Source organism: Brasilonema sp. UFV-L1 (assembly GCF_012912105.1).
GTDB lineage: Bacteria > Cyanobacteriota > Cyanobacteriia > Cyanobacteriales > Nostocaceae > Brasilonema.
In genome coordinates, this window is sequence record NZ_QMEA01000031.1 from 1 (window position 1) to 21,888 (window position 21,888).

Genomic DNA, 21,888 nt, shown 5'->3' on the forward strand with positions numbered 1-21,888 from the left:
AATTAATGTACATTAACTGTTTTTCTCCCCCATCTTCCCCTCAACTGATAACTTTCTTAACCGAAGCGTATTGAATGTGATCCCACGGATAAATCTGCACGTATTCAGTGGAAAGGGTAGATTATTATATCATAAAAATCAAAAGCAGTCGAAAAAATCTTAAAAATTAATTAACTATTGGAAATAATTTTAAAGCATCTGCTCTGTTGAAGAAAATTGATATGTTTCTTGACAACTTAAGAGTTATCATCAATACAAAAGATAGATGAAAAAAACTTGTAAAAACCAAATAAAGTTGAGTGCAATATCCGACAGTTTACACTTATGGTGCAGGCTGTCCCATTCATTTGGTTGGCAAAACGGGACAAGCTGTTCAAATTTCAATTCATTCCCCTAGCCAGTATATCTGTGCCAACCGCGAGCAGATATTACCAGATTGGAAAAAACAGTTTTCTTTGTGGGTTGTGATTGTTTTACAGCAATCAAAATATGAACTTGTGGAAAGTACAGCGGAAATTGAGAGAGAAAAAGAATGGCTGCGAGAAACATTTATGAGGTTTGGCTGTGATGTAGCATTTAATCTGCGCGATCGCAATTATTTAACAGACCTATTCGACCCCCGCACTGGCTATCCTTTGCTTTCCCGTCCAGGGAAAATATTACACGATGACACCGCAGCGGTGAAAGCTTTACTGCACTACCCAGTCATGCAAAATAAATGTCGCATGTTAGTCCACCCTAATTGGGGAATGGCAGTTTACCCTGGTATTTTAATATCACAAGCTCCCCCGATCATCATAGAGTGGGTTATCAGAAGTATAGTCTCTCTGCATGACTGGAAGATCAAGGATGAAGAATGATCATTTTATACTTTGAAATCTATACCTTAGACTTCACACTTGTTTGTACTCTCGATACCATTGTATAAATGAATTTATACCTTGTTCCAAGGGGGTACTAGGCTTAAATCCAACATCACGCATGAGGTCATCTACGTCAGCATAAGTCGCGGGAACATCTCCCGGTTGCATCGGTAAAAAGTTTTTCACCGCTTTCTTGTCAAGCACTTTTTCTATGATTTCAATGAATGTCATCAATTCCACAGGATTATTATTACCGATGTTATAAAGCTTGTAAGAAGCATTGCTGTTTGCTATGTTGGGTTGAGGTGGTTTGAGCATCACCCGAAAAACCCCCTCTATGACATCATCAATATATGTAAAATCTCGTTGCATTTTACCGAAGTTGTAGACATCAATCGGCTTACCTTCTTCTATGGCTTTCACGAATTTAAAATACGCCATGTCGGGTCTTCCCCAAGAACCATAAACTGTAAAAAAGCGTAGTCCGGTTGTTGGGATGTGGTAAAGATGACTATAAGTATGAGCAATCAGTTCATTTGCTTTTTTAGTTGCAGCATATAGAGAAATAGGGTGGTCAACATTATCGCTAACAGCAAAGGGAACTTTGGTATTGACACCGTAAACAGAACTGGATGAGGCAAATACTAAGTGCTTGATTTGACTTGTGCGGCATCCTTCTAAGAGGTTGACAAAACCTGTAACATTGCTATCTATATAAGTCCAAGGATTTTCTAAAGAGTAGCGTACGCCTGCTTGGGCTGCAAGATTAACGATATAATCGAGGTTGCATTCTTGAAAGAGTTGAGTCATAGCAAGGCGATCGCTCAAATCCAAAAGCTTAAACGTAAACCCAGACTGCGGGAGAAGCTGCGACAAACGAGCTTTTTTTAGGTTGACATCATAATAATTATTTAAGTTGTCAATACCTATAACCTCGATACCTTCTTTCAAAAGACGGTGTGCTAAGTGATAGCCAATGAATCCAGCAACACCAGTAACCAGTACCCTCATTATTTATACCTCTCAAAAGTCCATAATAGACATCGTATTCATTGTTCATCCTCTGGTGTGTAGTAGTCTGTAGTTTTGTAAAGTATCTCAGCATATTCTCAAAGCACCAAAAAACCGTGAGCAAAACCTGCTGGTATCTACAGTTTCTGCTTAATTTTGGCGTTCAAACCCCTGAAGTCAACGACAAGATTTCACAAATTCTTCATGAGATTTTGCGATACGGATTTCTCAAATGCTGTAGTGTATTGAGATACCGAGTTATTAGCAATATCTTTGACTAGTTGAATATGTTGGGGTAGTAAATCAGCCAAGGAATAACGCTCTAGTACAGTTTTACGAGCTTTCACTCGTATTTCTGCCATGCGCGTCGGATGATCCAGCACTTCATCAATCCGGTCGGCAATTTGTTTGGGCGAGAAGAAGTCAACTAGTAGTCCGTTTTCTCCATCCTGGATAACTTCAGTAACGGGCGCGGTGTCAGAACCAACTACTAAGCATCCAGTAGACATTGCCTCAATCATCGACCAAGATAGCACAAACGGTCTTGTTAAATACACATGTACCGATGATGCCTGAATGACTTGGAGATATTGTCCATAGGGTAATGACCCCGTGAAGTGAACCCGCGATAGATCCAGTGGTACTTTTTGAAGCATTAAATCTTTGTAGCTAGCGCCATCTGGCAAGGATTTGCCGTAACAAACTCTTTCGGATCCAACAATCACGACATGGCAATTAGGTCTTCGTTCCTGCACATAAGCAATGGCTTCAATGAACTGAGGAAAACCACGATAAGGCTCCATTCCTCTTCCTACATAGGTTACAAGTTCATCGACATGAGATAAGTCCAGATTAGGCAAGACTAGTTTAGCTCCCGGATTGGGCTTAAAGTATTCTGTATCAACTCCATCATGCAGAACAGAAATCTTGCTATGGAATTCTTTCGGGAACTGCGATTTTTGCCAATAAGTTGGTGATAAACCCCAATCGCAGGTATACAAGTCAATCAAGATGGGTGCATTTTTTATTCGGATACGTGCTATGTCATCAGCGTTTAGAGGCTCTGCTGGGTCAAAATCTGCGTCTGAGCCACGAGCATGGTAAAACCATTCAAAGTAACAGATTAGGCGTGTATCTGGGAATGAATCCTTGACAAGCAACGTCGGACCCCAACCAGAATGACCGCAAATCACATCGGGTATAAAACCTTGTGCTTTTAGTTTCTCAGTCAGCTTAAATACTGCTTGTCCATGCAGTACAGCATTTTCCAGTGGTCGAACATAATGATGAGTTGTTGGATGGGCATCACGGCTAGGTTCAAATATAGCTTTATAGATGCCAGGTAGGTTCGGATCTCGATTTTTAGTACCAAATACAACCTGATTTTTTTTATCTTTAGCAAGAGCTACTGCTAGGTGGCGATACTGAGATGGAAAGTTGTTATGAAGGAAGAGGATTCGCATACTTTATAAATACCTTTCAGTGTTGTCAAACCTTGTTAACAAAAAGACTTTGCTGTGATATTTTCTGTAGAAAATCTTATGAGCAACTATACATAATGTTTGCTAGATCGTTGAGAAATGAACTTGGACTCCAATCAGATTTAAAAATGCAGTGCCGAAGTGTTGAATTTCCAAAAAATTCGCATGAGTCGGAACAGGTTTATAAATTCTAAAGGTTCGCATAATTCCTAAGGTGGCTGCGCTTTCTAAAGGAGCAACAAAACTAATGTCACGGTCTAAAAAATAGGATTGCTTAACCCAGTACTGCATCTGCTTGCTATTCAGGAAATAACAACCGGAATGAGGGTTAAGAGTACGGCGAAAGATAACAGGAGTATTCATGATTTTGCCGATTATTTCCGGTTGGTCCTGAACATTTTGAAACTTGGCTGTAACTCGTGGAGCTAGATTACCATCAATATATGCTTTGTGTACTAGATGGTGAGTTGATACTTCATAGCGATTAGGCTGTAGGAGGTTCAAGTTTTCGGTAAGATCGGTGAAAAAAGCTAGTTTAATAAAAAACCAGGGATCGTGTAGAATCAGGTCATCTTCTAGAAAGCAGTAATAGTCGTATTTGTCAAGGCAGTCCCGTAGCACAGCTTGACATTCAAAGCCCAGTAGCATCGGTTCAGCTTTGGTGGAGTGGTGCTTGTAGAAATGGGAGGGCAGCTGAATCTGCTCTAAGAGATGGCAATCTTGGGTGGTACAGATAACAATGTCAATATCACTAGACTGAGACTGATTCGCTGGGATGGCTAGACGTTGAGCAATATCAATGATGCACTGGGACTTGCCAAATAAACGATGAAGATTGGTAAGGCACTGAGTTAGTGCTTGAATGCGCGGTTGTGAGTCTTTTCTTTGTGAACCATGCCGTCCGTTATTGCTAGGATTAAAAAAGTGGGCGAGAGTGAATAATATCCGCATTGTTATGAATTAATTTGGCTGATTGTGCAAAGTATGAAACGAATGGAAGCAAGCATTTATAATGGGTAGAGGTTATTTGAAATTAATTTTGACGACTATCCAAGCATTCTAGAACGGCAAAAAACTGGTTTTTACCAGTAAATTCTGCTTCAATTTCCAGAAATATTCTCACAATTTATCTCACAGATTCTAAGCTCTTAATTTTCTGGTCAAACATATTCATTAAAATGCTCAATACAGTCCGTTTTCGCACTTTTATACTGCAATTAATCCCCATACCAGATTGCAGAGGTAACTCCTTACCATTGACAAACAATGACTGACGCGTTAACTGAATTTTGGCAGGAAAAGCATAGAAAGGACGTTCCGGTGTGGGAGCCAAAGCATCAGAACCAATCGATACCAATTTACCCTTGATGCTACCAAATTCTCTTTCTGGGAAAGATTGAATTTTGACATCCGTTTCCATCCCTTCCTCCACAAATCCAATCTCCTTATTCGTGAGAAATACAGAAGCCACCAAATTTTCATTAGGTACAATCGTCAGAATTGGTTCATTAGAATGAGCAACAAATCCTGGTGAGTGAGGTTTTAAGTTAAACACAACACCATTAACAGGAGCGCGAAGTTCTTGGTACTGAAGAGCTAGTTTTACCTTACTAAGTTGACCGTCTATCTCTGTAAGCTTTTTTTGATTTTCTAATCTCACCCGACTAAGTTCGACATCTATCTTCGCAATCTGTTTTTGGTTCTCTGCAATTTTAGTTAATACATCTTTTGCTGATAAAGCAATCGTGTTTTGTAACTGTTCCTTTCCTTGAGAAATTTCAATGTTGAGGCGTTGTTGTTCTGCTGTCAGTTTCTCTACTTCAGCCTGACGTGTAAAAACTTCTTGCTGCTGACGTTGATATTGTAGTTGAGACAAACCCCCTTCCTTTGCCAATGGTGTAATTCTGTTGAGAATTTCTTCATTCAGAGCTACCACCTTTTTTGCTGTTGCTAATTGTATTTGAGTTTGGCTGAGTTTTTTTTCCGACTCTTTGATTTGTAATTGAGCAGCTGCCACACGAGATTGATATTCTGCCTTTGTAGCTGCCGATAATTGTTGTTGATTGTTGTTAAATTCTCCATCAGCCAGTTCCTTGAGATTCGTTCCATGAATCTGAGCCTTATAAAATTCATTTTCGGCGATGAGGGCAGCTCGGAGTCGCGTGAGAGATGCTAAGTCTGACCTGCCATTTCCCTGGCTACCACCACTGACTGTTGTTTCATAAAACTGATTTTCTTTGACTAGAGATTCTTTGAGTTTTTTCAAAGAATCTAGGTCAGCTTGAGGTGATGTGGGGTCAAATGTAACTAAGAGTTGACCTTTTTTAACAAGCTGTCCATCTTGGACATAAATCTCACGAACAACGCCTCCCGTTGGGGCTTTCATTTCTTTGACTGCGCCTTGAGGTTCCAATTTGCCCATGGCTGGAACTGCTTGCTCAATTTCGGCGACAGACGCCCAAACAAAACCAGAGGTTGTTATAGTAATTAGTAACCAGACAACGACTTGCGACCAAAGTGCTGGGCGCTCTAAAATAACGGGTTGGTCAAACGTTTCAGATTTCACAGCTGTGACTCCTGTTGTTGGTAGAGGCAGTAATAACGTCCTTTGAGAGTCATCAATTCCTTGTGAGTACCTTGCTCTACAACAGAACCTTGTTCCATCACTAAGATGACATCCGCATTTTTTACCGTAGTGAGGCGATGGGTAATAAAAAAGACAGTTCGACCCCGAAAAGCTTCGGCTAAGTTATCACAAACTTGTCGCTCAGAATTGTAGTCCAAGGCACTGGTTGCTTCATCCAAAATAAGCAGCTTGGGATTTTGTAAAACGGTACGGGCGATCGCAATTCGCTGTCGCTGTCCACCCGATAATGAGGCACCACGTTCTCCCACCACTGTGTTATAACCATTGGGCAGAGACATAATGAAATCATGTGCGACTGCAATTTTTGCTGCCTCAATAATTTGTTCGGAACTCGCTTCTGGATTGGTTAAGGCAATATTGTCCTGAACCGTTCCATTGAATAACAGTGTGTCCTGGAGTACAGTGCCAATTTGGCGGCGCAGCGAATAAAGTTCTACTTTGCTGATGTCATATCCATCAATAAGAATCCGACCTGCTGTTGGTTCGTAAAGTCGTTGCAGCAACTTTGTCAAGGTACTTTTGCCGGAACCACTTTGACCAACTATGCCAATAAATGCACCAGTTGGAATTTCCAAATTAATATTAAACAGTTGCAATGGTCCACTTGTCTGAAAACTGAACGAAACCCCCTCATATTTCACTGCCCCTTTGATCTCAGGTAGAGGGATATTGTTTCGATTTGTTTCGTCCACCTCTGGGGGCGCATCGAGAATATCGCCGAGTCGTTCAATCGACAAAGCTGTTTCTTGGAAGTTCTGCCACAACTGAATCAAACGCAGCAGCGGACTGGTAACATAGCCAGCAATAATGCGGAAAGCAATTAATTGTCCCAATGTCAACTGATTCGATAAGACAAGATGTGCTCCCACCCACAGCAGCAGTAACCCAGAAACTTTGTTTAAAAATCCGCTGATTGAGCTAGCCGTGCTAAATGTTAAAACATTCTTAAAACCAGCACTAATGTATTTAGCATAGCGCTCTTGCCATTGCCACCGGGATTTCATCTCAATATTCTGTGCTTTAACTGTTTGAATCCCAGATAGAACTTCGACTAAGTAAGATTGTGTATCCGCATGGCGTTCAGCTTTTTTGTGTAGTTGCCGACGTACAATAGGAGACACAAAAATAGTTAGCAGAGCAAACAAAGGTACCGTTACTAAAGCCACAAGCGTCAACAGCCAACTGTAAACCAGCATGACTGCAACATAAACCACCGAGAAGACTGCATCTAAAACGACTGTTAAGACTGTACCGGTTAGAAATTTACGAATATTTTCTAGTTCATTAATCCGATCTGCTAGTTCTCCAATGCGACGGCGCTCAAAGTATTTTAGAGGTAAACGTAGTAAATGATCAATCACCTCTGAACCGAGGCTGAGGTCAATTCGGTTTGTCGTATCAACAAATAAATAAGTGCGAAGACTGGTTAAAAGTGCCTCAAAGAAAGCAACTCCTAGCAAAAAAATTCCTAAAACATCTAAAGTGTCGATGCTGTGTTGTACCAACACTTTATCAATAATGACTTGTGTGATGATCGGGTTCGCTAAACCAAACAGTTGGACAAACAACGAGGCAATCAAGACTTCTGCTAAGACCTTGCGATATCGATAAATCGATGGCAGAAACCAGCGCAAGCTAAACTTTTCCTCAAGCTTGTTGATGGAAGATTGCAATAGCAATACCTGACCTTTGGTTCCCCAGATTTCAGCAAACTCCCCTGGCTTCTTGCGGAGAATTCCAACTTCTGGTACTGCCATCACCAATTCTCGTTCAGTGATGCTGTAAATAATTGCGAAAGTATCACAATAGCGAAGGAAAACGGGAGCTTTCAGTCGGTTAACAGCAGTGGCGGGTACTTGCACTAATTGGGCACGCAATCCCATCATCTCAGATATTGCACCGCAAACTTGCAGCGAAATACTATCCGCCGTTTTCAGTTGATTCTCCAATACCTTACGGATCAAATCCCGACGAAATGACACGCCTAGATGCTGACTCAACATCTGAAAGCAAGCAAGAGGAGCATCAATAGGACCTCGTCCACGCACGTAGGGGTATTTAGGTTTTGGAGTATATGGATCTAGTGGTGGATCCGGGGGGTGATCGGGGGCATAAGGAATCTCAGTTGAAGGATGAAGGATCTTTGCGTTGTTCGATTCCCCAAAAGTTATCGTGGGGAAGTCAGAAGAATGAATAAATTCATGTTTGTGTTTTCTAACTTCTGAGTTCAAATTGAGGCCAACTAACCGTACACCTCGTCTTCCTTCTACTCGCAATGCTTGGTAGGACTCATTGAGAGGCAAACGACTTCCCACTGGAAAATCAGTAACTCCTCCACCACTCACCAGCCAAACCCGATTCAAGTCTAATTGAGCGACATCCACGTTTCTAGCCTTGGTCAAATTAAGAACAACAGCATCTTTCCAAACCTGGAAAGCTAATTCCTTTATATTTGCAGTCCCGTCTGCCCGTCGCTGAAGTTCAACACTCAATAACTCAAACACCTCACTCAAGGCACAACTATCCTGAAAAGCACGACTGAAAGAGTCTTCTGCTGCTACCAAAGCTAAAAAATCCTTAGCAGCTAAGGTCATGCAAATCACTTTTGTGGATGCGATCGCTATTTCTGTGGGTACTCCCCGCACTAAGGAGCAAGCGCCCAGAATTTCTCCTGGACCGACTAATTGTAAGCTCACAGTCATTTGTGTACGCTGGTCATAGCCCAACAACCGGACTTGTCCCTGAGAAATAATGCTTACAAAAGCTGGCATTTTTTCCCGTACTAGGATCTGTTGACCGATGCGGTAGCGCATAACTTGGCATTTTGCTGCTACAGCTTGCAAGGTATTTGTTCCCAAAGACTCAAAGGGGGTAATTTGAGCTAGAAAAGGTTGAATTGGTAACTGAGAAACGGTTTGATTCATGATGCTAAAAGTGAAGACGAGGGCAAAACAGACCACGACACACTAACTTGTTGGATCTGAAGAAGGAGCCAGTTTTCAAACTGTTCATCAATCAAGTGACGGCGCATCGATTCATCTAGCTTTGCTGGGATAAACTCTTCTAAGCGAATAATCACAAACCATTCGCCGAGGGCACGAGGTGGCCAGAGTTGACCTGGTTGGCTAACAGACAACAATTTGCTCAGGGTGGGATGCGGCTGATTCAGAGGTACTGGTCCCAATAACCCACCTCTACTCGCTTCTGCACCCTGAGAGTATTCACGGGCTAGATCAGCAAAACATTGTTCTCCTTCTAAAATGCGAAAGTAAATTTCTTGAGTTAACCCTTGATCTTTGTTACGAATCAAGGAATATACGACCCGATCTAGGCTTGCCTTACGATTTAGAAAATAAGCATCTACCTTAGACTCCCAAGTAGCAATCTTAAATTTTTCTAGCAGCACTGGTCGTACCGCTAAGTCTTCCATTTGCTCTAGGCTCATGCCCTGAGTTCGCAGCCAAGCTTCCTGTGCTTGCGGGGATGTCAATTGATGTTGTTGGTAAAACTTCTCAACTGCAACTCTGCGCTCTTCTTCTGTACAAGAGATGTCTGCGATTGCTTGATCTAATATAATATTTCGCACGATTTGAGGCATCAATTGGTAACGTCTTAACAGAGACAGCACCTCATGCGCTTGAATCACCTTGCTGCCAATTTGAAGAATCTGTGTCACTCTTAATAAAAACTTTTGTAATGATTTTTTGAATAAGAAAGAACAAAGACGTCAGTCGTCAGAATGATTTGTGTGTTCTTCTTCCATCTATCATACACTTGCTTGATACATGTACTTGGAAAATTCTGGTGCATGTGCAACCCAGTTTTTCCAAGTACATCTTGCCTATTTTTAGCCTAGAAAATCTGTCTGTGTGATCTGTACGCCAATTACGGTCGCTAGGATTTCAGTAGTTTCAGTAAGTCTGATGACAGAATTACTACCATTTGCAGTGATTGTTACCAGACCAAAATCAAAGTCCAAGAAGTCTTCTCCTTTCACAAAGCCTTGTATTCTATCGCCTTGAGGAGCAGTCACTGGTGGTTCACCAGGATCTGCTGGTTCATATCCTGTGTCTTCTAACACATAGATGTCAATGCCAGCCCCGCCAATAAGGGTGTCGCCTGCGACTTGACCTTCAAGGTCTGATCCGCCAAAGAGGGTGTCATTTCCAGGGCCGCCTACGAGGCTATCAGCGCCGGCTCCACCATCAAGATAGTCATCGCCAGCTCCGCCAAGCAGGGTGTCATTGCCAGCGAGACTGCTAGTTCCACTGTCACCTCTGATAGTATCGTTGCCACCTGCACCATTGAGGTTGTCAGCGCCTTCTCCACCATCAATAAAGTCACCTTCAGTGCCGCCAGTGATGTTCTCTGTACCAGCTCCACCTAAAAGCGTGCTAGGACCGGCTCCCCCATCAAGAACGTCATTGCCGTCCCCGCCATCGAGGGTATCAGCACCGTCTCCGCCTTGGAGAATGTCATCACCGGCAAAGCCAAAGAGTATGTCATCTCCAGCTCCGCCTACGAGAGAGTCATTTCCACCGCCGCTTAAGCTGTCAGCATCGCCTTCAAGGGTGTCATTGCCATCTCCTCCGACGAGGGTATCAGCACCAGCCGTGCCTAAGGTGTCATCGCCCGAAAGGAAGTCATTGCCAGCTAAGCCATCTAGAAAGTCATTGCCTGCTCCGCCTTCTAAAGTGTCACCCTCAGTAACACTAGGGCTACCAACCAGCGAGTCATTGCCAGCATCGCCGTAGAGTTCGCTCTTACCATTAGAGTTATTCGCAAATGTCAGAGTGTCATTGCCAGCTCCACCCAACAAAGTATCCTCGAAGCCACCAAAGAGCAAGTCAGGACCATCACCACCTTCAAGGAGGTCTTTGCCATCAAGAGCATCGCTCTCGTTCTGCCCCCCATAGAGGGTGTCAGCACCAGCCTCACCATACAGGGAGTCCTCACCTGCATCCCCAAATAGTCTGTCAGCACCAGCTCCACCAAATAGAGTGTCCTTATCTTCCCCACCTAGAAGCAGGTCATTACCGTTTAAGCCCGATAGAATGTCCTCTTTGGCAAAGCCGCGTAGCGTGTCAGCATTATTAGTACCAGTAAGGGTATCAGACTCTGCTGTTCCATTTATGACTGCCATAATTTAAATCCTTGTTTTCAAAACACAATTTTGCTAATTAACTTGAACGTGCTAGATGCACGATACAAAATCAGTTGTTGCATACAACTCTCACCCCCCCCTCTGCCAAGTTTGGCAGAGGGGTGACGGATATGGGGTGAGGAAATCAAAATCATTAAACATACTCCGTATCACCTCATGATTAGGCATTTACAAACCGTATCTTCTTGCTAATAGTTCAAATGACAATAATGTCACTTGTGGTCAGGGAAGGATTGTTAGATAGTCTTGCCAGCTCTACTTGTGAAGTACTACCTGTACCATCTACGTCAAAGTACAGGACACCAATGCTGGTGTCATAGATAAAGCGATCTGAAGAATCGTTCGCAACTGAACCATAGTGAAACTGAGCAGCTGTAATTGGACTACCTGCTGTTAGCCCACCACCGAAACCAGCAGCAGAGACAAGGAAAGCATCATTATTACCACTGACATTAGAAAAATCTGTGATGATGTCAATGCCTTCAGTTGAGCTATTGAAGACAAACCTGTCGTTACCAGCACCTCCGGTTAGGGTATCACTACCCGAACCACCAATAATCGTATCACCGCCAGTTCCGCCATTGATAATGTCATTGTCCTCTCCACCATCAAGACGGTCATTACCGTCTTGGCCATCTAGGAAGTCATTGCCCAAGCCACCAAAGAGTGAGTCAATATCCGCTCCGCCATTCAGGGAGTCATTACCTTCCCCACCAAGGAGGGAGTCAGCGCCAGCCCCGCCCACGAGGGTGTCATCGCCAGACCAGGCATCAATCGTATCATTACCATCCCCACCATCAAGGAAGTCATTACCAAACTCGGCATCAGTGATGCCACCGCCATCACTGACGAACCCACCCAGGGAGTCATCGCCAGCCCTCCCATAAAGGATGTCATCGCCTTCCTGACCAAACAGGGTGTCATTGTTAGCCCCGCCATCTAGGAAGTCATTACCGTTGGCACCATCAAGAAAGTCATTACCACCGTTGCCATACAGGGTATCATCGCCGTCCTCGCCATAGGCGAAATCGTTGTCAGCACCACCATACAAGATGTCATTAGCATCTCCACCATAAAGAGAGTCAATGCCAGCCCCGCCATCAAGGGTGTCAGGACCGTCGTCGCCCAAGATAAAGTCATTGTCACCCTCGCCATAAACTAAGTCAGCGCCATCCTGACCATCAAGGGTGTCATTGCCAGCTCTGCCATAGATGGTGTCATCGCCAGAACTACCTATGATATTGTCGGGAGCTGATGTTCCAGTGAATAGAGGCATATTTTTTACCTTTGTTTGTTTTCAAAACAGAATTTTGCTGTCTAACCTGAAAGTGCTTGTTGTTTTTTGCAACTCTCACCTCTTCCCTTCTCTCAAGTTCCGGAAAGGGGTGCAGGACGCAGAGTGAGAAAATATAAGAAATCATCAAACATATTCCGTATCACCTCATGATTAAGCATTTACAAACCGTGTCTTCTTGCTGATAGTTCAATTGACTTTAAAGTCAATTGTGGTCAGGGAAGGATTGTTAGACAGTCTTGCCAGTTCTATCTCAGAAGTACTACCTGTACCATCTATGTCAAACTACAGGAATCGCCTCGCCAACGCCGGGTGTTATTGCCGAGACCCCCATTGAGCCAGTCATTGCAAGCCTTGCCATCAATGAAGTCACTTTCGACCTCGCCAAGGAAGGTGTTATTGTTGTTGGTTCCAATAATAGTGCTCATATATACCTTTGTCTCCTGGCTTGACACTTAATTGAGCACACCATTACCCGGCAGTGCGATCGCCCAATGGGCCCGCACTTCGTGCGATCGCCGTGGTCATCAAACAGGGTATTATTGCCTTCCAAGCTATAGGTTACGGTCATTGCAGTTCGCAGAAAAGAAAAACAAAAAAAAGAATTTAGTTTTTTGGATATGATTGTTATTTGTTCTAGAAGTCTGCTAGACTTATGCTAAATGCACAAGCTTGTCCGCACTAGCGCTCATCTCTGTAGCGCTCAATGCGACGAATGCGACATCTACCACTTGTAAAAGCAAAGCCAAACAATCAGGCTAACAGCTCTGATTTGCACACAAGAGCAATAAATGACGACTTGCACAAATCTTAATAGAAAACCAGAAGCAAGCTCTCCAGCATTGTCCCCCTTTGTTTAATGGGAATGCTGTGAGCAAATCAATTAGCTCTGAAACAACACTGGAATTAGGAGTTATATGGGACGCTGCATGTGGGTTTGTGTAAGCACTTGACATAGAAAATTCATCATCCATTAAAATCTGGGAAAAAAGTAATGGTGAATTAAAAATGCGTAATTCTTGTTACTTATTTCGGTTTGTAATTTCTCTTTTCTCTCAAAGAAGACAACTATCTTTGCCTTTGCCCTATAGAGTAAGAGGTTTTAATTTCTCACAAGTGTAGGTTTTTGATAACAGGTGTAGGTTTTTGATAAATTAAGTTCTCTTCCTCTACAGAGAATACAACTATCTTCGTGATCTGACAATAGGGTTTCCAATCCCTCAACCTCTTCATAAGTGTAGGTTTTTTACAACCGAGTGAATAATAACTCTCAAATGAATGAGAAAATTGCTATTTCATCTGTTACCTTCCTCTAATTACTATCCAAATTTCTTAGTTTCAGGTTTCAATATAAAAAACCTACACTTGTCAGTTTTCACTGCTGTGAGCACCTAGAAAAACCTATAGAATAAAGATTTTAGTTTTCTATAAAGAATTAATAAGAAGCTAGGACTATACGTAGCGCGTGACTAGGGACTGCCAAAAAATAAATCATCCAATCTTAATTTGTAGCAACAGTCCACCACTTCTTCTAAAATACAAGGGTGCGTTAACGGAGTCACGCACGATGCTGCTCTCATCTGTTACGGTGCTTAGCCAATAGCCAAAGAATAATCTATCGTTTGCTGCAACTTTCTTCTTATAAGAATGATTATTATTCTGATTTGAAGAACCGATGAATTAATTTTTTGAGATAATTTATGGGCGTTGCTGAATTTAGGGATGATTTGTCATTCTGAACGGAACGCAGCGTAGCGGTTCCTCTTAGGAACTAGTGCAGTGAAGAATCTCGACAGATGCTTCGTTTCGCTTCGCTGCACTCAGCATGACAAAATGGAATTCATCCCGCATTTATGCAACGCCAATTTATGTTTTGGGAGTCCCCCAATGTAGAGAGTTTTCAACACCCAATAGCTAATGAGAAAATTTTCATGAGAAGCTTCTCATAAAAAGTTCATAAAGAACTCACAAATATTAGTCAAACTGTATGGTGAGTCAAGGGTCAAGACTAATACTGAACGATGCTCCAGCAGGAAGGGCTTACCATTGGCGATCGCCCGTTAAGTCGCAATGAACCTATAGTTCATTAGGAACGCTCCACGGGTAGTGATTGCCACCGGTTATAAATGAAACAAGTCAAATCCTGTTTCCTTCAACTCCTGCTGCTGTATTTCTTGAAAACACACCTAAGAAAGCAGGGGAAGCAGAGGAAGCAAGGGGAGTGCTTTCTTTTATGCTTAACGAAGCACCCCGCTATGTATCAGGCTTGACATAAGAGGTTTGACTTGTGCAGAGATGATCAAGTGTGGTGCAAATACCTTTTTAGCAACGTCAAGTCATTAGATATCTCGGAAAACTCATTTAAAACTCTTACGCTGTCTGGGTTAACGTTTGATTTCTGGAGACGTTTATTAGTTATCAGTTACTAGTCAGTGGTGATTAATTTGGACAAATGACACAGACGCCCGGAGAGTCGGACAAAACAACCAAAAACTAACAAAGGACATTAGCGATGCGACTGCTGGTTTATTCCCATGACGCATACGGACTCGGCAACATTCGCAGAATGTTAGCTATCTGCGAACACCTGCTGAGTGAAATTCCGCAACTTTCAATTTTGTTGCTGTCTGGTTCACCTATGCTTCAAGGCTTTCGGATGCCTAGAGGACTTGATTATATCAAACTTCCCTGTCTCAACCGGGGCGAAACGGGGGAGGTTGCAGTAAAATTTCTTGGCATGGGCATTGATGAAACCGTCAAGCTGCGATCAGAATTAATCTTATCAGCAGCAGTTAACTTTCAACCTGACTTGTTCTTAGTGGACAAAAAGCCCTACGGTCTAAAACACGAGTTGACCGATACCTTAAATTATTTACAGACAGAACTGCCAGAAAGCAAAATAGTTCTGCTGTTACGAGATATTCTTGACAGTCCAGAAAAAACCATCGCTGAGTGGCAGAAACAGGGCTACTGCGAAGCTATTGAGAAGTTTTACCACCAGTTGTTGATAGTCGGAACACCAGAAGTTTTTGATATTGCTAAAGAATATCAATTTTCGCAAGTCGTTGCACAGAAAGTACGCTACTGCGGCTATATACGCCGCCAACCGGGACATAAGAGCAAAAACAACATCAGGGAAGAGTTGCAATTATCACCACAGGAACGCTTAATTTTGGTGACTCCCGGTGGTGGTGAAGATGGTTATGAGTTAGTAGATGCTTATCTGTCAGCTATAGCACTGTTACCAGTACAACACCACTTTAAAAGTTTAATCATTTGTGGACCAGAAATGCCTGCACAGCAACAACAACTTGTGTATCAGGCAGCACAAAGTAATTCTCAAGTTCAGATTGGGGAATTTACAGACGATTTAATGAGCTATATACAGGCAGCAGATGTGGTGGTATCGATGGCTGGTTACAACACTGTCTGTGAAATTTTGTCGGCAGCTAAACCAGCTGTCATTGTACCACGTTGCAAGCCATCAAAAGAACAGTTGATAAGAGCTGAAAGAATGGGAAGTCTGGGTTTATTTAAAGCTATTCACCCAGAGAAGATGAATCCAAAAAGTTTGCTCAATGCGCTGTTAAGTCAGTTAGAGCAACAGCAGTATCAACGAAACTTTAACTTGGATATGAACGGTTTCTTTCGTGTGAAAGACTACATTTTTATGCTACTGTGTCAAACAATTTGCAAACACCAACTCAGCAATTTTTTTCAAAAATCTTCCTCAAAACCATCCTTAGTTTTTAGTCTTTTGTAAAAAAACTCATAATAACTAACAATAAAACAATGAAAAAAATCATGTTTTACTGCCAATACCTAAGTGGTATGGGGCATCTAGTCCGTAGTACGGAAATTGTACGTAGTTTGGTGAAAGAATTTCAAGTTTATTTTATCAATGGCGGTCCTACTATACAGGGTTTTGAAATGCCGTCTCAAGTGAAATTAATCAGACTCCCTGCACTGTGGTTAGAGGATGGAAAATTCACGGTTGGGAATCATTCATTAAGTGTAGAGCAAGTGAAAGAAATAAGAAAAAATCAACTCATAGAAGTGTTTGACCAGATACAACCCGATTGTTTAATTACTGAATTTTTCCCCTTTGGCAGACACAAGCTTTTCTTTGAGTTAATTCCTCTGGTTGAGCATATCAAATCTACAAGTCATACCACGAAAATTGCTTGTAGTTTGCGTGATGTCATCGGTAAAGAAAGTGAGCCTGGAGAAGAGGAAACTATCTGTTATTTAATGAATCGGTATTTTGACTTACTACTGTTTCATTCTGACCCATTGTTTCAGAATTTTACAGAAACTTTTTCCAGACATCAAGACATCAAGAGCGAAATTACTCATACAGGATTTGTGACTCAATCCAACAGTCAAAATGTTTTTGATATGGAGGATTTATGGGATAAAAAAAATCCAAGTGCAGTCAAAATCTTGGTAAGCATTGGTGGTGGCAGAATCGGATACGAGCTTTTAGAAACAGTTGTAGAAGCTAGCGAAATCCTTGAAAAAAGAATTCCTCATACTATCAAGATATTTACTGGTCCGTTTCTGCCTGAGGAAAAACTTATGAAATTAAAAGAAGCTGCTTTAAACCAAGCTAATATCTGCCTCGAAACGTATACTTCTCAACTCCTTGATTATATGAAAACAGCAGATATCTCTATTAGTTTAAGTGGATATAACACAACCATGAATATTCTCAGCACAGGTGTTCGCGCCATCGTTGTTCCAATCGGTCACGACAATCAAGATAAAGAACAGTTGGTAAGAACTCAAAAGCTAGAAAAGTTAGGTATTGTTGATTGTATTCATCCCCAAGATTTGGTAGCATCTCATCTGGCAGATAAAATTCTTAGCTGTCTCAATAAAAAATCTGTTGTAGATAGTTCTCAAATGTTTGATCTCCAAGGTGCTCAGAAAACGACTACTTTTCTCAAAAAGTTTCTTGCTCGTAAAGTTCCTGTGACAACCTGTGCTGTCTAAATATTAGCTAATGGGAAAAGCCATTCGCAATTAGCAAGTATTAGATTCAAACATCACATAAGGAAGATAGGTTCATGGGTCAGCGCTCCAAAGAAAAAGACTTGAAAGGACTTATACCAGGACTCATGCGGATATTACAGAAGTTCTCGCCGTATATCCGTAAGCAGAGAGTGTTGATTGCTGGCTCTTTCTTGGCACTATTAGGCGAGACTAGTCTGCGTTTGCTGGAGCCTTGGCCTTTGAAGTATGTCTTTGACTATATTCTTATACCTGCTCACAACAACTCTGCAAACGTTACTACTACCTTTGGTCTTAGCCCAATGGTGCTGCTAACTTTGTCGGCTTTAGCAATTGTAGGCATTACTGGAGTGGGTAGCATGGCTGCATACCTAAGTACTTATGGGATGTCCTTGGCTGTTGTTCAAGTATTGTCAGAAGTACGCGGTCATGTTTTCCATCATTTGCAGCATCTGTCCCTATCCTTTCACCAACAATTCAAAAGCGGTGATTTGATTACCCGCGTAACAGCTGATATCGAAAAAATGCGGCTTGTCACCATCAAAACTGCCCTGCCTTTATTTACGAATATTATCTCTGTGGTAGGGATGTCGGCGATTATGTTTTGGCTCAATTGGGAATTGGCGTTGGTAGCAATAACTATTTTTCCTATGTTAACGTTATTGACGAGCAAAATGATTGGTCGCATTCGCAATTTTGCCAAGCAGCATCGTGATTCCGAAGGCGTTTTAGCTGCAACAACAGGTGAGACTATTGGTGCTATCAAGGTGGTACAAGTCTTATCTCTCCAAAAAAAGCTACATGGCATTTTTTCGACGCAAAACCAAAAAAGTTTAGATGAAGCGATTGAATCTTTAAAACTATCAGCAGCGCTGGAAAGGACAGTGCAAGTTCTGATGGCTATTATGATTGCTGCTGTGTTGTGGCGCGGTTCACATGTGGTTCTGCACAGAGAACTCACTCCAGGTGAACTGCTGGTGTTTATCACCTACCTGAAAAATGCTTTTGAACCAATGCGAAAACTCTCTAACCAAGTTGGGCAAATTGCTAAAGCGACTGCTTCCGGGGAACGGGTGGTAGAACTTTTAGAATATGAACCTAATGTGCGCGATTTACCAGGGGCGCAAAAAGCGCATTCCTTCTCTGGTGCAGTGCGGTTTGAAAATGTTTCCTTTGGCTACAACACAGAGAGAAAAATTTTAAAAAATATTAGTTTTGTCGCCCAAGCAGGACAACAAGTAGCAGTGGTTGGACCTTCCGGTTGCGGTAAATCAACTCTCATCAGTCTTATTCTCCGTCTTTATGACCCACAATCAGGTCGCATTTTTATCGATGATCAAGATATCCGCGAATATACCCTAGACTCACTCCGACAGCAAATTAGCGTTGTTTTGCAAGATAGCGTGTTATTCGCTGCTAGTGTCCGGGAAAACATTGCTTACGGAAAGCTCGGAGCCTCTGACAAAGAAGTCGAAAACGCCGCACGCCTTGCTAATGCTCACGAATTTATTATGCAGCTACCCCAAGGCTACGACACCATTTTAGGCGAACGGGGTGGCACACTCTCCGGTGGTCAACGGCAAAGAATTGCGATCGCCCGTGCAGCTATCCGTCAAGCACCCATTGTCATTTTGGACGAACCCACGACAGGTTTAGACAACGCCAGCGAACAGACAGTCAATGCAGCACTAGAAAAACTTACCAAGGGGCGGACGACGTTTCTTATCTCCCACAATCTCAAGGCGGTACAAAATGCAGATTTGATTCTCCACGTTGAAGAGGAAGCCTGCTTACAGGCGTAGGTTTTTTAAAACAGCTGAGTCTTCAATCGCATGGCTGTTTAAGGATAAAAAATCATTGAGAAGTAAGCAAAAGGAAATGCTGAAAAACGAATACCTCAAACAGTGGTCACGGACCATCTCACAACGAATGCCACACTTGAGTATACCAGAAGCAATAGGACTAGCAACTTGGAGTTTTGGCATCGTTATGACCAAATCAAGTAGTCTGAATAAAGTGTCAGAATTTATCGCCCAACTTAATGGAGAAAAGACAAACACAGTACGCCAAAGATTAAAAGAATGGTATCAAGATGCATTATCAAAAACAGGTGTTAAACAAGGTAAAAAGCGTGCTCAATTGGAAGTAAGCAGTTGCTTTGCACCCCTACTAAAATGGATAGTGAGTTTATTACCAACTCATCGTCAACAACTCACACTTGCACTAGATGCCACAAATATCAAAAATAATTTTACGGTTTTATCAATTAACGTCTTGATTGCTGGATGTGCAGTACCAGTTGCATGGTGCGTTGTCAAAGCAGCTGCAAAAGAAAGTTGGAAACCAATTTGGCAGGAGTTGCTAACACATTTGCAGGGTGTGATTCCTAATGATTGGACAGTCATTGTGTGTGCTGACCGTGTATTGTACACTGATTGGTTGTACAAGATGATAGTCCAAGTTGGTTGGCACCCGTTTTTACGTATCAACCACAGCATTTACTACAACGGAGGCTTATGTGTCCCCACGGAAGAGCCAGCCTCTTGCACAGATGAGTTGCAGGGGAGGAAACCTGCGAGCCAAACTATGCCCTACGGGCACGACGCTACGCGTAAGTCCTGCGCGCCAACACATTCGCGTAGCGTGTCCGTTGGCGTAGCGGCGCAGCAGGAGTTAGCACTCAACAGTACCGCAGGCTCACAACTCAATGTATACTCTGCGCTTACGGAGGGTTCTCCCTGTTGTGGCGACTGGGGTTGGGGTTTCCTCCCTAACCCTAATGGACAGCTTCTTTTGGAGGGAAACCTTCCGGAGGAATGTATCCTACTGGCATGTTGGGATATTGACTCTTGCGAGCCGTGGTTAATTCTAACCGATTTAGAACCCGCAGACACATCATTATGGCATGAATTACGTTCTTGGACTGAGTGCTGCTATCAAGATGTCAAAACAGACGATTGGCAATGGCGGACGCGATTGACTGATTGTGAACGCGCACAACGTATGTGGTTAGCGATCGCACTCGCAAAGCTGTGGATGGTCATGATTGGGTCTAGTTGTAAAAAATATACACCTGTAAGGGTAAGTATCCTAGAACAAAGTACTCACAGCGAACTCAGGCGCTGTAATAACTACACAACCCTGTACCGCTTGCAAAGCATTGTTGATGACACTTCACCAGAAGGACAGACTTATGCGATCGAACTTTAGAGAATACCAAGAAACCCGCGTGATTCTTGTACGCCACGGACAGAGTACCTACAATGCTTTGGGCTTGTATCAAGGTAGCAGTGATGAATCAGTATTAACCGAAGTAGGGCGCAGCGATGCCCGTAAAACTGGAGCCTTTTTGAAGGGACTGGCGTTTGATGCGATTTATTCTAGTTCCTTGAGGCGATCGCATGAAACAGCAAAGGAAATGTTAGGAATCATAGCCCCGCATATTAACCCAAACACAATTCTGGTGACAGACAAGTTACGCGAAACTGATATGCCTGCATGGCAAGGGTTAGCTTTTCAATATGTGCGCGAAACCTTTCCACAAGAGTATCGCCTCTGGAAACAACGCCCTGATGAATTTCGCATGGAAATTCCGCCAAACCTAACACAGAAGTCACAACGATATATCTACCCCGCCCTCAACTTGTACGAACGCGTGCAACAATTTTGGCAAGAAGTGCTACCGCGTTATATCGGTAAGACCTTATTACTCGTCACCCACGGCGGTACAAACCGCGCCTTAATCAGCACTGCTCTTGGTATAAGTCCTAACTACTACCACTGTATCCAGCAGTCAAATTGCGGTATCAGTATATTAAACTTTGCCAATGGTTCTCTGGAGTCAGGACAATTGGAAGTGATGAATCTGAGTTCCCATGTGGGGGAAGATTTACCCAAACCTCAAGAAGGAGGTAAAGGTTTACGTTTGTTGCTTGTTCCTTCAAACGCAACAGCGGAACAAACCGAGAATTTAGCTGAACTCCTCAAGGACGTTAATATTGAATTTAGCTTGAGTAGTATTTTTGACACCTCCCAGGAGATGACACAACAAATTCTCCAATACCATCCAGAAACGGTTCAACTTGAGGTGTTACGAGAGGATTTTCCTGAAGTTTGGCAAGATGTAATTAACACGAAAAGTCTGGCAAATTCTCACCAGTTGATGACTGGTTTAGTAATAGCTAGTAAAGAAATTCTCAAACGCTTAATTTGCCAAGCGATTGGTATGAGTTCAGATAAAATTGAGCGGTTACAGGTGAGAGAAGGGACCATTAGCTGCATCCAGTATCCTGGTTCTCACCATCCTCCTATTCTGCAAGCAATGAATAGACCTTTTCTAAAAACCAAATATTTAAATATAAAACCACAGATAAACCTTGCCCTCAAACGAAGCATATAGCAGTGCTATTTGATTC

At 42.6% G+C, this 21,888-nt stretch carries 14 protein-coding genes; 6 read left to right on the forward strand and 8 right to left on the reverse strand.

From position 1 onward, the window contains the following. Positions 1-299: 299 nt before the first annotated feature. The gene (locus DP117_RS11715; RefSeq protein WP_169218481.1) at positions 300-860 is read left to right on the forward strand and encodes a methylmalonic aciduria and homocystinuria type D protein; all 561 of its coding nucleotides are present in this window, start codon (positions 300-302) and stop codon (positions 858-860) included. A gap of 33 nt (positions 861-893) precedes the next feature. On the opposite strand, the gene DP117_RS11720 is transcribed toward DP117_RS11715, so the two are convergent. The 8 genes from DP117_RS11720 to DP117_RS11755 form a co-directional block, all read right to left on the reverse strand. Next, entirely contained in the window at positions 894-1,874 is a 981-nt protein-coding gene (locus DP117_RS11720; RefSeq protein WP_169218482.1) for an NAD-dependent epimerase, read from the reverse strand. 191 nt (positions 1,875-2,065) lie between these two features. Continuing rightward, positions 2,066-3,337, reverse strand: coding sequence for a glycosyltransferase family 4 protein (locus DP117_RS11725; protein ID WP_169218483.1), 1,272 nt, complete (start codon positions 3,335-3,337; stop codon positions 2,066-2,068). Between the two features lie 102 nt (positions 3,338-3,439). After that, entirely contained in the window at positions 3,440-4,306 is an 867-nt protein-coding gene (locus DP117_RS11730; protein WP_169218484.1) for a calcium-binding protein, read from the reverse strand. 175 nt (positions 4,307-4,481) lie between these two features. Next, the gene (locus DP117_RS11735; protein ID WP_169218485.1) at positions 4,482-5,921 is read right to left on the reverse strand and encodes an HlyD family efflux transporter periplasmic adaptor subunit; all 1,440 of its coding nucleotides are present in this window, start codon (positions 5,919-5,921) and stop codon (positions 4,482-4,484) included. Continuing rightward, positions 5,918-8,926 carry a peptidase domain-containing ABC transporter gene (locus tag DP117_RS11740; RefSeq protein ID WP_169218486.1) on the reverse strand — a complete coding sequence of 1,003 codons (3,009 nt, stop codon included), beginning with the start codon at positions 8,924-8,926 and terminating at the stop codon, positions 5,918-5,920. The genes DP117_RS11735 and DP117_RS11740 overlap by 4 nt, the downstream gene beginning before the upstream one ends. Next, a complete protein-coding gene (locus DP117_RS11745) occupies positions 8,923-9,678 on the reverse strand; it encodes a peptidylprolyl isomerase (RefSeq protein WP_169218487.1) in 756 nt (251 codons plus the stop codon). The genes DP117_RS11740 and DP117_RS11745 overlap by 4 nt, the downstream gene beginning before the upstream one ends. A gap of 171 nt (positions 9,679-9,849) precedes the next feature. Continuing rightward, the gene (locus tag DP117_RS36950; protein WP_169218488.1) at positions 9,850-11,145 is read right to left on the reverse strand and encodes a calcium-binding protein; all 1,296 of its coding nucleotides are present in this window, start codon (positions 11,143-11,145) and stop codon (positions 9,850-9,852) included. A gap of 217 nt (positions 11,146-11,362) precedes the next feature. Beyond that, on the reverse strand, positions 11,363-12,442 hold the full coding sequence (locus tag DP117_RS11755; RefSeq protein WP_169218489.1) for a calcium-binding protein: 1,080 nt from the start codon (positions 12,440-12,442) through the stop codon (positions 11,363-11,365). 2,530 nt (positions 12,443-14,972) lie between these two features. On the opposite strand from DP117_RS11755, the gene DP117_RS11765 reads away from it, so the two are divergent. From DP117_RS11765 to DP117_RS11785, 5 genes are all read left to right on the forward strand, one after another. After that, positions 14,973-16,223 (forward strand): glycosyltransferase family protein, encoded by a 1,251-nt coding sequence (locus tag DP117_RS11765; protein ID WP_169218491.1) that lies wholly within the window; start codon positions 14,973-14,975, stop codon positions 16,221-16,223. A gap of 41 nt (positions 16,224-16,264) precedes the next feature. Further along, the gene (locus tag DP117_RS11770; RefSeq protein ID WP_248277630.1) at positions 16,265-17,455 is read left to right on the forward strand and encodes a glycosyltransferase; all 1,191 of its coding nucleotides are present in this window, start codon (positions 16,265-16,267) and stop codon (positions 17,453-17,455) included. Between the two features lie 74 nt (positions 17,456-17,529). Next, positions 17,530-19,275 (forward strand): ABC transporter ATP-binding protein, encoded by a 1,746-nt coding sequence (locus DP117_RS11775; RefSeq protein WP_169218493.1) that lies wholly within the window; start codon positions 17,530-17,532, stop codon positions 19,273-19,275. A gap of 76 nt (positions 19,276-19,351) precedes the next feature. Continuing rightward, complete coding sequence (locus DP117_RS11780) at positions 19,352-20,683, forward strand: hypothetical protein (protein ID WP_169218494.1); 1,332 nt, start codon at positions 19,352-19,354, stop codon at positions 20,681-20,683. Further along, on the forward strand, positions 20,667-21,872 hold the full coding sequence (locus DP117_RS11785) for a histidine phosphatase family protein (RefSeq protein WP_169218495.1): 1,206 nt from the start codon (positions 20,667-20,669) through the stop codon (positions 21,870-21,872). The genes DP117_RS11780 and DP117_RS11785 overlap by 17 nt, the downstream gene beginning before the upstream one ends. Positions 21,873-21,888 lie beyond the last annotated feature (16 nt).